General features: G+C 66.7%; 16 protein-coding genes. 10 read left to right on the top strand and 6 right to left on the bottom strand.

Annotated features, from left to right (window positions below; genetic code table 11):
• Positions 1-45: 45 nt before the first annotated feature.
• Genes EV580_RS07960 through EV580_RS07945 form a run of 4 tightly spaced genes read left to right on the top strand, consistent with a single transcriptional unit; the run spans position 46 to position 5,413 of the window.
• Complete coding sequence (locus EV580_RS07960) at positions 46-810, top strand: SOS response-associated peptidase (protein WP_133690497.1); 765 nt, start codon at positions 46-48, stop codon at positions 808-810.
• Between the two features lie 55 nt (positions 811-865).
• Positions 866-2,404 carry an aldehyde dehydrogenase family protein gene (locus EV580_RS07955; protein WP_133690496.1) on the top strand — a complete coding sequence of 513 codons (1,539 nt, stop codon included), beginning with the start codon at positions 866-868 and terminating at the stop codon, positions 2,402-2,404.
• Positions 2,405-2,429: 25 nt separating this feature from the next.
• Entirely contained in the window at positions 2,430-3,596 is a 1,167-nt protein-coding gene (locus EV580_RS07950; protein WP_133690495.1) for an NDMA-dependent alcohol dehydrogenase, read from the top strand.
• A 59-nt stretch (positions 3,597-3,655) separates the two neighbouring features.
• Positions 3,656-5,413, top strand: a complete 1,758-nt coding sequence (locus EV580_RS07945; protein WP_133690494.1) for a diguanylate cyclase domain-containing protein — start codon at positions 3,656-3,658, stop codon at positions 5,411-5,413.
• On the opposite strand, the gene EV580_RS07940 is transcribed toward EV580_RS07945, so the two are convergent.
• Together EV580_RS07940 and EV580_RS07935 are read right to left on the bottom strand one after the other, a co-directional pair.
• On the bottom strand, positions 5,410-6,258 hold the full coding sequence (locus tag EV580_RS07940; protein ID WP_133690493.1) for an SDR family oxidoreductase: 849 nt from the start codon (positions 6,256-6,258) through the stop codon (positions 5,410-5,412). The genes EV580_RS07945 and EV580_RS07940 overlap by 4 nt on opposite strands.
• A 9-nt stretch (positions 6,259-6,267) precedes the next feature.
• Complete coding sequence (locus tag EV580_RS07935; protein ID WP_183502663.1) at positions 6,268-6,756, bottom strand: aminoacyl-tRNA deacylase; 489 nt, start codon at positions 6,754-6,756, stop codon at positions 6,268-6,270.
• A gap of 240 nt (positions 6,757-6,996) precedes the next feature.
• Here EV580_RS07935 and EV580_RS07930 point away from each other — a divergent pair, with 240 nt between their 5' ends.
• Both EV580_RS07930 and rsrA read left to right on the top strand, forming a co-directional pair.
• Positions 6,997-7,632 carry a sigma-70 family RNA polymerase sigma factor gene (locus EV580_RS07930; RefSeq protein ID WP_166654652.1) on the top strand — a complete coding sequence of 212 codons (636 nt, stop codon included), beginning with the start codon at positions 6,997-6,999 and terminating at the stop codon, positions 7,630-7,632.
• Positions 7,629-7,940 (top strand): mycothiol system anti-sigma-R factor, encoded by a 312-nt coding sequence (gene rsrA, locus EV580_RS07925; RefSeq protein WP_133690491.1) that lies wholly within the window; start codon positions 7,629-7,631, stop codon positions 7,938-7,940. Before EV580_RS07930 ends, rsrA begins: the two co-directional genes overlap by 4 nt.
• A gap of 44 nt (positions 7,941-7,984) precedes the next feature.
• On the opposite strand, the gene EV580_RS34620 is transcribed toward rsrA, so the two are convergent.
• A complete protein-coding gene (locus EV580_RS34620) occupies positions 7,985-8,059 on the bottom strand; it encodes a 50S ribosomal protein bL37 (RefSeq protein ID WP_085976028.1) in 75 nt (24 codons plus the stop codon).
• Between the two features lie 117 nt (positions 8,060-8,176).
• On the opposite strand from EV580_RS34620, the gene EV580_RS07915 reads away from it, so the two are divergent.
• Both EV580_RS07915 and EV580_RS07910 read left to right on the top strand, forming a co-directional pair.
• Positions 8,177-8,392, top strand: coding sequence for a biotin/lipoyl-binding carrier protein (locus tag EV580_RS07915; protein WP_005140556.1), 216 nt, complete (start codon positions 8,177-8,179; stop codon positions 8,390-8,392).
• 2 nt (positions 8,393-8,394) lie between these two features.
• On the top strand, positions 8,395-9,891 hold the full coding sequence (locus EV580_RS07910; RefSeq protein WP_133690490.1) for a sensor histidine kinase: 1,497 nt from the start codon (positions 8,395-8,397) through the stop codon (positions 9,889-9,891).
• Positions 9,892-9,978: 87 nt separating this feature from the next.
• On the opposite strand, the gene EV580_RS07905 is transcribed toward EV580_RS07910, so the two are convergent.
• On the bottom strand, positions 9,979-10,233 hold the full coding sequence (locus tag EV580_RS07905) for a WhiB family transcriptional regulator (RefSeq protein WP_133690489.1): 255 nt from the start codon (positions 10,231-10,233) through the stop codon (positions 9,979-9,981).
• A gap of 236 nt (positions 10,234-10,469) precedes the next feature.
• The gene (locus EV580_RS07900) at positions 10,470-11,441 is read right to left on the bottom strand and encodes a diacylglycerol/lipid kinase family protein (RefSeq protein WP_133690488.1); all 972 of its coding nucleotides are present in this window, start codon (positions 11,439-11,441) and stop codon (positions 10,470-10,472) included.
• A 91-nt stretch (positions 11,442-11,532) separates the two neighbouring features.
• On the opposite strand from EV580_RS07900, the gene EV580_RS07895 reads away from it, so the two are divergent.
• Positions 11,533-12,006, top strand: a complete 474-nt coding sequence (locus EV580_RS07895; RefSeq protein WP_133690487.1) for a GtrA family protein — start codon at positions 11,533-11,535, stop codon at positions 12,004-12,006.
• A gap of 1 nt (position 12,007) precedes the next feature.
• On the opposite strand, the gene EV580_RS07890 is transcribed toward EV580_RS07895, so the two are convergent.
• Positions 12,008-12,577, bottom strand: a complete 570-nt coding sequence (locus EV580_RS07890; protein ID WP_133690486.1) for a TetR/AcrR family transcriptional regulator — start codon at positions 12,575-12,577, stop codon at positions 12,008-12,010.
• A gap of 90 nt (positions 12,578-12,667) precedes the next feature.
• Here EV580_RS07890 and EV580_RS07885 point away from each other — a divergent pair, with 90 nt between their 5' ends.
• Positions 12,668-13,534 (top strand): lysophospholipid acyltransferase family protein, encoded by an 867-nt coding sequence (locus EV580_RS07885; protein ID WP_133691088.1) that lies wholly within the window; start codon positions 12,668-12,670, stop codon positions 13,532-13,534.
• Positions 13,535-13,538 lie beyond the last annotated feature (4 nt).

Below are 13,538 nucleotides of genomic sequence, written 5' to 3'. Positions count from 1 at the left end.
GCCTCGGCAGAGGCCGCCTATCGAACTTTGCGTCACGATGGAGGCATGTGCGGACGATTCGCGGTGACCACCGACCCGGCGCTGCTGGCCGAAAAGATCCACGCCATCGACGAGGCCACCGAGGCCGCCAAGGAGGCCCGGGGCCCCAACTACAACGTCGCCCCGACGGCCACCATCGCGACCGTGGTCAGCCGCCATTCCGAACCGGACGACACCCCGACCCGCCGGGTGCGGCTGATGCGGTGGGGTCTGGTGCCCCCGTGGGTCAAGGCGACCGCCGACGGCACGCCGGAGACCAAGGGCCCACTGCTGATCAACGCGCGTGCCGAGAAGATCACCAGCTCACCGGCATTTCGGGCGTCGGCGAAGAGCAAGCGCTGCCTGGTGCCGATGGACGGCTACTACGAATGGAAGCCCAATCCGGACACCCCGGCCGGCAAGAAGTCCCGCAAGACGCCGTTCTACATGCACCGGGCCGACAACGAACCGCTGTTCATGGCCGGGCTGTGGTCGGTCTGGAAGAAGGACGACGAGGCGTCGCCGCTGCTGACCTGCACGATCATCACCACCGACGCGGTGGGGGAGCTCGCCGAAATCCACGACCGGATGCCGCTGATCGTGGAGGAGCGGGATTGGGATCGTTGGCTGGACCCCGACCAGCCTGCCGACGCCGACCTGCTGGCGGCGCCTCCGGATATCGCCGGTATCGACCTGCGGGAGGTCTCCACCCTGGTCAATGCGGTCCGCAACAACGGGCCCGAGTTGATCGAGCCGGTCGATCCGCACAACCAACCGGTTGGCCTGTTCTAGCGAGACCGCGGCGGTTACGCTCACAGACGAGATCCGACCAGCGAGAGGAACCGCCATGACCGCGGTCGAGCCAAAGGCCGATCAAGCCACCATCACCGTGCGCAACCCTGCCGACGGCAGAGTGTCCGGCACCGTCCCGGTCGTGGGCGCCGACGCAGTCGCCGCCAAGGCGGCGGAACTGCGGCTGTTCCAGACCGAGTGGGAGTCCATCGGCCCGCGTGGCCGCAAGGCCTGGATGTTCAAGTGGCAGGACTGGATCCTCGACAACGCCGACCACCTCACCGAGGTGTTGATGTCGGAGAGCGGTAAGTCGCACGGCGACGCCAGCCTGGAACCGGTGGCGCTGGCCGACTCCATCAACTACTGGGCGGGCAACGCCGAGGCATTCCTGGCGGACGCGCACCCAAAGGCGCACAGCCCGCTGTACAAGATCAAGAAGCTCACCACCGTGTACCGGCCGTATCCACTGATCGGGATCATCGAGCCGTGGAATTTCCCGCTGGCGATGCTGGCACTCGATGTGGTGCCGGCGTTGGCCGCCGGCGCCGCCGTTTTGCTGAAACCGTCTGAGGTGACCCCGCTTTCGGCCGTCGAGTTCGCCCGCGGCTGGGCCGAAGTCGGTGCGCCGCCGATCCTCGGGCTGGCGACCGGGTACGGCGAGACCGGCGCGGCGGTGATCGAGAACTCCGACTACGTCCACTTCACCGGCTCGACGGCCACCGGCCGCAAGGTGGCGGTGGCGTGTGCCGAGCGGCTGATCCCGTTCAGTCTGGAACTCGGCGGCAAGGATCCGGCGATCGTGCTGGCCGACGCCGACATCGACCGCGCGGCCAACGGCATCGCCTGGGGCGGGATGTTCAACTCCGGGCAGGTCTGCATCTCGGTGGAGCGCGTCTACGTCGAGGCTCCGGTGTACGACGAGTTCATCGGCAAGCTCACCGAGAGTGTCCGCAATATCGCTCAGGGCCAAGAAGATTCGGGCTTCAAGTACGACACCGGCGCGATGGCCACCGCGGCCCAGCGCGATATCGTCGACCGTCACGTCCAGGACGCCGTCGCGGCCGGCGCGCGGGTGCTCGCCGGCGGTAAGCCCACCGGGGTCGGCACCTTCTTCCAGCCGACCGTACTGGCCGACGTCACTCCGTCCATGACCTGCATCGCCGAGGAGACCTTCGGGCCGACGCTGCCGGTGGTCAAGGTCGCCGACGAAGAAGAGGCCATCCGGTTGGCCAACGACTCCAAATACGGCCTCTCGGCGACCGTTTGGACCGGCGACGTCGAACGCGGGGAACGGGTTGCCCGTCGGTTGGAATGCGGTGCGGTCAATATCAACGACGCGCTGACCAACGTCTTCTGCCCGTCACTTCCGATGGGCGGCTGGAAGGACTCTGGCATCGGCTACCGGGCCGGCGGGCCCAGTGGGCTGATCAAGTTCTGTCGTCAGCAGGCGATCACCGCGCCGCGGATCCCCACTCAGAAATCCGAGCTGGTCTGGTACTCGTCTTCGCGCCAGCAGGGCCGGATCGCCCTTGCGGTGATGCGGGCCTTCGCCGGAAAGGGACTGCGGCGGTTCGGTTTCAAGCCCGGCAAGTAGGCCGGGCGGAACGGGGGGTTCCGAGATGAAGTGTCAGGCCGCGGTGCTGCGGGGGATCGGAAAAGACTGGGAAGTCTGCGAAATCGAGCTTGACCCACCCCGTGCGGGTGAAGTGCTGGTCAAGATGGCGGTCGCGGGGATTTGTCATTCCGACGATCACTACGCCACCGGCGACGGGGTCGCCGGGCCCGAGCTCGCGCCACTCATCGAGGCGGCCGGCGCGCAGGTGCCCGACTACTTTCCGATGGTGGGTGGCCACGAGGGTGCCGGAGTGGTCGAAGCCGTCGGCCCCGGGGTGCGCTCGGTACAGCCAGGGGACCACGTATCGACGTCGTTCATTCCGGCCTGCGGAAGCTGCCGGTGGTGCGTGTCCGGGATGAGCCCGCTGTGCGATGCCGGCGCCCTGCTCTTCGACAAAGGGATGACGACCGACGGCACACCTCGGCGCCACGTCGACGACGAAGATCTGACGGCGATGACGCAACTGGGGACTTTCGCCGAATACGTTGTCGCCGCTGAGGAATCGGTGATCAAAGTCGACGAGTCCATCCCGTTTCACGCCGCGGCGCTGGTGTCGTGCGGGGTGGCGACCGGCTGGGGATCCGGCACCACCGGCGTCGGCACCCGCCCCGGTGACACGGTCGTCGTGATCGGTGCCGGCGGCGTCGGCATCAACGCGGTCCAGGGTGCCCGTGCGGCCGGGGCCCAGTACGTCATCGCGGTGGATCCCAGTGCGTTCAAACGTGATTCGGCGATCGCATTCGGAGCGAGCCACACCGCGCCGTCGGCATGGGAAGCCATGGCCCTGGTGCGTGACCTCACGCTGGGCGCCATGGCCGACCGGGTGGTCCTCACACCGGCCGTGCTGGACGAGGATCTCGTGGGTGCCGGGGTGCTGCTGACCGGGAAGGCCGGCACCTGCCTGATGACGGCGATGCCGCGGATGAGCCAGACGTCGGTCCCGCTGATCCTCGTCGACATGATCCAGTACGGCAAGCAACTCAAGGGTCTGCTCTACGGCGGGATGAACCCGCGAGCCAGTACCCCGAAGTTGCTGTCGCTCTATCAGAGCGGACGTCTCAAGCTCGACGAGCTGGTGACCCGGCGCTACCGGCTGGACCAGATCAACGACGCGATCACGGATCTGCGCGAAGGGCGCAACCTCCGCGGGGTCATCGACTTCACCCTCTAGCGCCGCTTCTGCACGTCGCTACGGCAGAATGCGGTTCACATCACGCGGGTGGGAGACCGATGGCCAAGACCGAGCCAGATGCGCAGCTGGAAAAGCTGGTGCGCAGGGGCGGTCGTGCGGCGCTTGCGGTGGTGTTCGGAATATCGGCGTCGAACTGGTTCGGCTGGGCGACCGGCAACGAAGGCCTGACACGGATTTTTCGCTCCTGGCCGCAGATGACGCCCTGGACGGCCCTGTTGCTGGCAACCTTGGCGGCCGGGGTCCTGGTTCAGTCGGGGCAGCCGTCAGGTAATCGAGTCTGGGTGGGACGTGGCCTGGCCGCGGCGGCCGCGGCGGTCGTCATCACCGTCCTCGCCGAGTACCTCACCCGCCGGACATTCGGCCTGGATCTGCTCTGGTTCCCGGGCAACGTCAGTACCCTGCAGCGAACCTGGCCCGGCCGTCCCAGCCCGCAGACCGCCGTGACGGTTCTGCTGCTGGCGATTGCAGTCGGGTTGACGCGCGTGGATCGTCGATGGGCTCGGGTGGCGAGGACAGTGGGCCTGACGGCGGCGGTCGCGGTGCTGTTCTTCGTCATCACGGGCTACACCATGCAGACGTTGTCTGTGGTCGTGGTGGCGCCCTCGAACGGTATGGGGATCGCGACCGCCGTCGGCTTGGCGCTGGTGGTCGTGGCAGCCCTTGCGGCGCGACCCGACTGGAATCCGGTGGCCTGGTTGCTGACCCGGCCCGATGGCCGCGCGCTCGTGCGGATGATGGCGCTGTTTGCCGCCCTGCCCATCGTCACCGGGTTGTCCCGATTGGCCTTCCTGGCTGTCGGCGTACGCGAGGACGCTGTGTGGGCGTTGTCGATATCGATGAGCGCGGTCGTCATCGGTGTGGCGGTGTTCTATCTCAGCCAACGCGAACAGCGACTCTTGATCGACAGGTCGCTGCTGATCCGGCAGCGCGAGGACGCCGAGGCGCGCTATCGCATTCTTGCCGAGAACGCGGTGGATGCGGTCGTTCACCTTCGCGGTGCGCAGGTGGTGTGGACCTCGCCGTCGATACAGACCACGTTCGGCGATGCGCCCGGATCGTGGATCGGGTCCGATTTCAGCAGCCACGTCCACGCCGACGATGCCGCGTTCGTGAATATCGGTGAGCAGCGAAGTGGCACAGGGGAATCCCCGGTCGAAAGATTCCGGATCAACGCGAGCGACGGCGGCTTCCACTGGGTCGATTGCCGGTCCAAGCCGTACGTCGACGCCGAGGGGAACGACGACGGCGTGATCGCCGCCCTGCGGGTGGTCGACGACCAGGTCGAATTCGAGCGGCGCCTGGAGCAACTGGCCCGTTTCGACGTCCTGACCGGCTTGGCGAACCGTGGCGAGGCCATCGAGCGCCTGGAGTCGGCGCTGGCCGGCCCACGGGTGGACGGCCAGCACATCGGCGTACTCTTCTGCGACGTCGATGGATTCAAGCGGATCAACGACACCTACGGGCATGCGGTCGGCGACATCGTGCTCGCCACCCTGGCAGCGCGGATCCAGGAGAGCGTGCGCCACGGTGACACGGTCGGGCGGACAGGTGGTGACGAGCTTCTCGTCCTATTGCCCGGCGTCCGCAGCCTCGACGAGGTCGCGACGGTCGCCGAGGCGATCCGCAGTCGCGCCGCCGAACCGATCGACTATCCCGGCGGAATCATCCACGCCACCTTGAGCATTGGCGCGACCCTGGCCATTCCCGGCGAGGATGCGACTGCGGCGACAGCGCGGGCCGACGAGGCGATGTACCGGGCCAAGGAGACGGGCCGCAACGCCGTCGTTGCGGGTTAGGGATTCGTGTAGCCAGGCGGGTTCGGCGTATCGACCCACAGGTCCACGCCCAGCTCGGAGCCCGGAATGCAGTCGTAGACAGACAAATCCGTGACGCCGGAATCCAGCAGGACGTCCTCGCACAGCAGCGTCTGTCCGGTGTATTCGCGGGACGGCCTGCTCAGAACCGCGTAGGCGGCGTCGGCGTAGACCTCGGGTTTGCGGGAGCGTGCCATCGCCTCGTCGCCGCCCAGCAGATTCTGTACCGCCGCGGTGGCGACCATGGTGCGCGGCCACAGTGTGTTGGATGCGATCCCGGCCTCGCGCATCTCTTCGGCAATACCCAACGCGCACAGGGTCATTCCGAACTTGGCCATCATGTACGGCGTCGGCTTGAGCCACTGCGATTCCAGCCGGATCGGCGGGGACAGGGTGAGAATGTGCGGGTTCTCCCGGCCTTTCATGTGCGGGATGCAGGCTTGCGAGACGGTGTAGGTGCCGCGCACCTGGATGCCGTTCATCAGATCGAAGCGCTTGAGCGGTACTTCCTCGATCGAGCCGAGGTTGATCGCCGAGGCGTTGTTGACGCAGATGTCGATGGCGCCGAACTGCTCGACGGCCTTGGCGACCGCGGCGGCCACCGAGTCACCGTCGCGGACATCGCCGACGATCGGCAGGGCCTGGCCGCCGGCATCCTCGATTTCCTTGGCGGCGGTGTAGATGGTGCCCGGCAGCTTCGGGTGGGGCTCGGTGGTCTTGGCCACCAGAGCGATATTGGCCCCGTCGGCCGCGACGCGCTTGGCGATCGCCAGGCCGATGCCGCGGCTCGCGCCGGAGATGAACATGGTCTTGCCGGAGAAGGACATTCCGTCACCCTAGACCGCGCGGATATCGGCGGTGACCGCCTGCGTCAGACGCACCAGATCCTGCGGCGCCAGCGCCACATCCCAGCCCCGCTTGCCCGCACTGCACAGCACCCGCTCGAAGCCCAGCGCGGACGCGTCCACCACGGTCGGGAGTCGCTTGCGCTGACCCAGCGGCGAGATCCCGCCCAGCACGTAGCCCGTCGCGCGCTCGGCGGCCGCCTGGTCGGCCATCGCGACCTTGGACAGGCCCAGTGCCGCCGCGGCGGCTTTCAGCGACAGCTTCCACGGCACGGGCAAGACCGCCACCGCGAGCACCGATCCCGACGCGATGACCAGTGTCTTGAAGATCTGTTCTGCTACCAGCGAATCACCCGCCAGCGCGGCGACCGCCTCGTCGCCATAGGACTGCGACCGCGGGTCATGGTGGTAACGCAGCACCTCATGCGGTGCACCGGCTGCCACCAGCGTGGCGATCGCGGGCGTTGCGGCACGACTCACCGCCACAGTTAACAGCGGGAAATAGCCCGGTGAGAAATCCTGTTATGGACGGTGATCGCAGCTCTTAGAGCCCGCGATCGTAAAAACTGTTGGTCACAGCCTTAGGATCGGAAGGAGAGAAGTCCGGTGTCAGTCGCAGTCTGCATGATGTCGCATGAGCAGGCACCCGCATTTCTCATCCGTCCGATACCGCTGCCGGAGCTCTGGAGCACCGCGGCAGAAGGGACTGTGTCACCCACGATGACCGATATCGACACCGAGGCTCCCGCTCGCGAGGAGTCCGATGCGGAGTTGACCGCACGCTTCGAGCGTGACGCGATCCCGCTTCTGGACCAGCTCTACGGCGGTGCCCTGCGGATGACCCGCAATCCGGCCGACGCCGAAGACCTGCTGCAAGAAACCATGGTCAAGGCCTATGCCGGGTTCCGCTCGTTCCGCGAGGGCACCAACCTCAAAGCGTGGCTGTACCGGATTCTGACGAACACGTACATCAACAGCTATCGCAAGAAGCAGCGCCAGCCGGCTGAATATCCGACCGAGGAGATCACCGACTGGCAGTTGGCGGCCAACGCCGAGCACACCTCAACGGGGTTGCGCTCTGCCGAGGTCGAGGCACTCGAACTGCTGCCGGACACCGAGATCAAGGAAGCTCTGCAGGCATTGCCGGAGGAGTTTCGGATGGCGGTGTACTACGCAGATGTCGAGGGCTTCCCCTACAAGGAGATCGCGGAAATCATGGATACCCCGATCGGGACGGTGATGTCCCGGCTGCACCGAGGCAGGCGCCAGTTGCGCTCCCTGCTCGCCGACGTCGCCAAGGAACGCGGGTTCAACCGCGGCCAGGCGGAGGACGCGCCGGAGGAGGTGTCGTCATGAGCGACGAGAACGTATCCGACGACGAGATGTGGCGCCCGCCGGTCGGCCCGGTGGATCCGGACCATCCCGAGTGCGCAGCGGTGATCGCCGAGGTGTGGACGCTGCTCGACGGTGAGTGCACGGCCGAGACGAAGGACCGACTTCGCCACCACCTGGAGGAGTGCCCGACGTGCCTGCAGCACTACGGGATCGAGGAGCGCATCAAGAAGCTGGTCGCGTCGCGGTGCAGTGGCGACACGGCGCCTAAGCACCTGCTGGAGCGGGTGCGCCTGCAGATCAGTCAGACCACGATCATCCGGCGCGGATAGCAGCGCAAACAAAAGTGCCCGGCAGCTGCCGGGCACTTTGTGTATCAGGCGTTGGGACGCCTGCCGTGGTTCGCTTTGCTGTGCTTGCGATCGCGCTTCTTACGGCCACGCTTGGCCATGATGTACCTCCAGATGATTTGACGCTGCATACAGTGTCTCACGGCCCCATCGCACCTTTGACCACCCGGTGTTGTGGTTCGATAGAGCCGCTAGACGAGCGAAGAGTGAGGGTGAAGATGGCCGAGGATGTTCGCGCCGAGATCGTGGCCAGTGTGCTCGAGGTCGTGGTCAGCAAGGGAGACCAGATCGGCGCGGGCGACACCCTGGTGCTTCTGGAGTCAATGAAGATGGAGATCCCGGTGCTGGCCGAAGTCGGCGGCACCGTGACCGAGGTCAGCGTCGCGGTCGGCGATGTCATCCAGGCCGGCGACCTCATTGCCGTGATCGACTAGCTTTGTCCACCCTCGGTGACCTGCTCGCCGAGCACACGGTGCTGCCGGGCAGCGCTGTGGACCACCTGCACGCGGTGGTCGGCGAATGGCAGCTGCTGGCGGACCTCTCGTTCGCCGATTACCTGATGTGGGTGCGCCGCGACGACGGCGCGCTGGTCTGCGTGGCCCAGTGCCGGCCCAACACCGCTCCGACGGTCCTGCTCAAGGATGCCGTCGGCACCGTCGTGGCTGAGGGCGAGCTGCCGCTGGTGACGTCGGCATTCACCTCGGGTGCGATCGGCCGCGGCGACAGTGACCTCGAGCAGCGCGCGCCCGATATCGACGTCGAAGCCGTCCCTGTGCGCTACGCCAACCACGTCGTGGCCGTCCTGACCCACCAGACCGCGCTGGCCGAGCGCCGGACGTCCTCGCCGCTGGAGCGGGCCTATCTGGACTGTGCGGGCAACCTGCTGCACATGCTGTCGGAGGGCACGTTCCCCAACGTCGGCGATCTGGCACTGTCCCGCTCGAGCCCACGAGCGGGTGACGGGTTCATCCGTCTCGACGTCGACGGTGTCGTGGTCTACGCCAGCCCCAACGCGTTGTCGGCTTATCACCGCATGGGCTTGGCCGCCGAACTCGAGGGCCACAACCTCGTGGCCATCACCCGCCCGCTGATCTCCGATCCGTTCGAGGCCCTCGAACTGGCCGAGCACGTTCGTGACTCGCTCGCAGGTGGGTCGAGCATGCGGCTGGAGGTCGACGCCGGCGGTGCGGCGGTGCTGATGCGCACGCTGCCGCTGGTGGTCCACGGCGCCGCTGCCGGGGCGGCGGTGCTCATCCGGGACGTCACCGAGGTGAAGCGCCGTGACCGGGCCCTGCTGTCCAAGGATGCGACCATCCGCGAGATCCACCACCGGGTCAAGAACAACCTGCAGACCGTCGCGGCGCTGCTGCGCCTGCAGTCCCGACGCACCAGCAACGAAGAGGCGCGCGAGGCGCTGATGGAGTCGGTGCGCCGGGTGGCTTCCATCGCGCAGGTGCACGAGGCGTTGTCGATGTCGGTGGACGAGGAGGTCAACCTCGACGAGGTGATCGACCGGATCCTGCCGATCATGAACGACGTCGCCCGCGTCGACACGCCCATCCGCATCAACCGGGACGGGGCGCTGGGCGTGCTCGACGCCGACCGGGCGACCGCGTTGGTGATGGTGGTGACGGAGCTTGTCCAGAACGCCATCGAGCACGCTTTCGAGCCGTCGGCCAAACAGGGCTGCGTGACCATCAGGGCCGAACGCTCGGCGCGATGGCTGGATGTCGTGGTGCACGACGACGGACGCGGGCTGCCGGACGGGTTCAGCCTGGAAAAGTCCGACCGGTTGGGCCTTCAGATCGTGCGGACGTTGGTCACCGCGGAGCTCGACGGCTCCCTGGGAATGCACGACGTTCCCGGCGGCGGGACAGACGTCGTGTTACGTGTGCCACTCGGCCGGCGTTCGGGAGCGCGAGTTCCGCAATAGCAAATGTGACGGACATGACATTGCACAATAAAAATCGCGGCCCCTGGCATTTGCCGGGGCCGCGATTTTTTGAAGTCTGAAAGCGGCTTAGACGCTGCTGCGCGCGCGGGTGCGGGCATTGCGACGCTTGAGCGCGCGACGCTCGTCCTCGCTCATGCCGCCCCAGACGCCGGCATCCTGGCCGGAGTCCAAAGCCCAGGTCAGGCACTCGGTGGTTACCGGGCACCGGTTGCAGACCAGCTTTGCGTCAGCGATCTGGGCGAGCGCCGGTCCGCTGTTCCCGACCGGGAAGAACAGTTCCGGATCCTCGTCGCGACAGACCGCTGTGTGGCGCCAATCCATTTCTCGCTACTCCTTACTAAGTGCGCGACTAACCGCGCTCGCTTTTCTTCGGCTGTTAACGCGTGCACACGAATGTTTCTGTGCTGTTGCATCCGATCGTTTCACAGCCTCGACGGATGTCAATAGGACTCAGTTAACACGTGTGCAATGTCACTGCGGGGGTGGGTTACCAAACCCTCTACCCGTTTGTACTACACTCAACCCATCTGCGCCCTCGGGCAGACCGCGTGACGCTATTACCGCTGGTCAGAGGGTATGGAAGCGGGCGGAGCGACAACGCTCAACACACCGGGAACCGACCGGAACGTCATTTCTTCGCGCAGCCCGAGAAAATCTCCGTCGATCTGGCTGGCGACCGGCTCGGAGCTCTTGATCCGCACCCAGGCCACGTCGTCGTCGCGGATCAGGTGCTTTGCCTTGATGTTGTGCTTCGCCGACACCATGCGTCGCACCAGCATCAGGTTTTTCCAGACGTTCATGCTGGTCACGGCGAAAAGACCCAGTCCGGTCTCGAAGGTGGTGTCCGGGTTGGTCCACACCGGCCGGGTGTTGGCGTAGGTCCACGGGCTCGAGTTGGAGATGAAGGCGAAGTAGACGCCGGTCACCGGTGCCTGGTCGGGCAGCTCGAGGGTCAGGAGGGGCTCTTTGCGGGCGCTGGACAGCATCTCGCGCACGGCTACCCGAATGTAGCGGCCCGCAGTTACCTTGCGGCCCTTGGCCCGCTGCGCTTCGACAGCGGCCACGACGTCGCCGTCCACGCCCATGCCGGCGGTGAACACCGCCCAGCGCTCACCGCAGTCCATCAGCCCGATCCGTCGCCACGCTGCGCCGTTGCGGCGGGCGCTGAGCAGGTCGACCAGCTGATTGGTGGCCACGATCGGGTCGGGGCTGATGCCCAGCGCCCTGGCGAAGACGTTCGCCGACCCGCCGGGCACCACCGCGACGGCGGGCATCGATGCGGGCAGTTCCCGTCCCGGCCGGCCCATCAGCCCGTTGACCACCTCGTTCACCGTGCCGTCGCCGCCGTGCACGATGATCACGTCGGTGCCGTCGTGCTTGGCGGCTTCGGCGATCTCGATGGCGTGACCGCGGTGATCGGTGTGGACCACGTTGAGGTCCACACGACTTTCCAGCGCATGGGCGAGCAGGTCGCGGCCGGCTGCGGTGGTGGAGGTGGCATTCGGGTTGACGATCAGGACGGCACGCACGAGCCATGAGCCTATCCGCGTGGCGGCCGGGAATTCGAAGTGTTTGCCTGCGCATCATCAAGGGGTCAGCTGCCGGTGGCATGCTCGCGGCGTGATTGTGGGGTCGGAGCAGGGGTCGGCCAGTGCGCTCGGATGGTTCCACCGGGCCTGTGAAGCGGTTGTCGCCCGACTCCCATTCGGTCTGAATTCCGTTGTGGCGCCAACGTTCCTGGGTTTCGTGGTGATCAACTCCGGCACCTTCGCGCTGGATCTGGTGGTGCTCACGCTGCTGCACGGCGTCCTGCATATGCCGTTTGGGCTCGCGGTGACGCTCGCCTACGCATGTGCCTCCGCCGCGAGCTATGTCCTGAACCGGGTGGTGAACTTTCAGTCCCACGGTGCGGTCGGGCCGCAGGTGGCCGTCTACGTCGTCGTGGTGGTCATCAACTACTTGGCATTCATCCTCGGGGTCTCCAGCGCGTTGCGTGTGCTCGGGGTCGAGTACCACGTGGCGCGGATCGCGGCCGGTGCCTGCGAGGGGATCTACATGTATTGCGCGATGCGCTGGGTGGTGTTCCGGCGCTGACTCACCGGGCGGGGGAGATGACGCGGGAGGCCGCCTCGACCGCGGCCGCCCGCCGGTGCGCCAAGACCGCCGACGAGGTCGTCACCGCCCCGGGATCGGGCCAGTGCGCCCAGGCCAGGGCGATCCCGAACAACGTCACGAGCAGGTCGCGCGGGTCCCAGGACGGATCGACGTACCCGGCGGCCTGAGCCTCGACGATCGTCGCGATGGCCAGTTCGGGCAGGTGCTGGCCGTCGGCGGTGGGTTCTTCGAGGGTGAGGCCCTCGAGATGGGCCCACGCGACCATGCGGTGGTGCTCGGGGCGACGCACATTGACGTCGAAGACGTCGCCGACGAACTCGGGGACAGCGTCGGCCCGCATCTGGACAGCCTGGAAGAACTCGGCGACGTCGACCGCGAGTACCTCGCGGAAGAGTGCCTCCTTGTCGCCGAAGTGTGCGTAGAGCCGTTCCTTGCTCGCGCTGGCCGCCGAGGCGATGCGGTCGATGCGCCCGCCGGCGAATCCGTACCGGGCGAATTCGGTGCGTGCGGCGGTCAGGATGTGTTCGCGCAGCTCTGAGGTGCTTCTCACAAAGCAAGAGTATAAAGAACGAACTAGTTCGTTTGTGGATGAGGAGTGGCAGTGGGAAGCCGACCAGAGCCCGCGTGGCCGTCGCGGGGAATGACCGAAGAGGCGGCGCTGGCTGCCGTCATGGAGCATCCGCCGAGGGTTCGTGCCCTCAAACGCGTGCTGGGCGCTGTCGCCGACAATATCGATCCGGTGATCGAGCTGTGGCGCCCCTACATCGACGGGTTGAGCAACATCCCGGCCGACGGCCGATTTCTGTTGGTGGGCAACCACACTCAGATGGGCAGCGCCGAGACCTTCCTGATTCCGTATGCCGTGCGCCGGCAGATCGGGGTTCGGGTTCGGCCGCTGGCCGACCGCCAGTTCGGTCAAATGGGTGGCCTCCCCGGCGATCTCATGGCCGCCTATGGCGGCGTCGTCGGCGCCCCGGCGACCGCCCGCGAGCTCATGCGTCATGACCAGACCGTGTTGGTGTTCCCCGGCGGCGGCCGCGAGATCCCGAAATTCAAGGGTGAGGAATACACCCTGCGGTGGCAGGGCCGGTCCGGATTCGCCCGCGTCGCAATCGAAACCGGCTATCCGATCGTGCCGGTCGGGCTGGTCGGCGGGGACGACGTCTACCGGCCCATCACGTCGCGGGACAGCGCGTGGGGCCGGTTCAGTCAGGCCGTGAGCAGCCGGTTCGGCGGACGAGAGGACATGGCGATTCCGCTGTTGCGCGGTGTCGGACCGACGCTCATCCCACGCCCGGAGCGGATGTATCTGCGCTTCGGCGCTCCCATCGACACCTCGACGCCGGTGGGAATCGACGCCGCGGGCTGGGCCGAGGAGGTCAAGCGGCGCACGCAGACCGATCTCGAGCAGATTCTCGACGACCTGTTGGTGCTGCGGGAGACCGATCCCTATCGCGGGCTCAGCCCGCTGGGCTGGTTCCGTGCGGCGCGGCCGGAACCGGCGTGATCGG

The sequence above is a fragment of the Mycobacterium sp. BK086 genome (assembly GCA_004362315.1).
Taxonomy (GTDB): domain Bacteria; phylum Actinomycetota; class Actinomycetes; order Mycobacteriales; family Mycobacteriaceae; genus Mycobacterium.
Note: the sequence above shows the minus strand (reverse complement) of the source record. Positions and strands in the feature narration are given on the sequence as shown.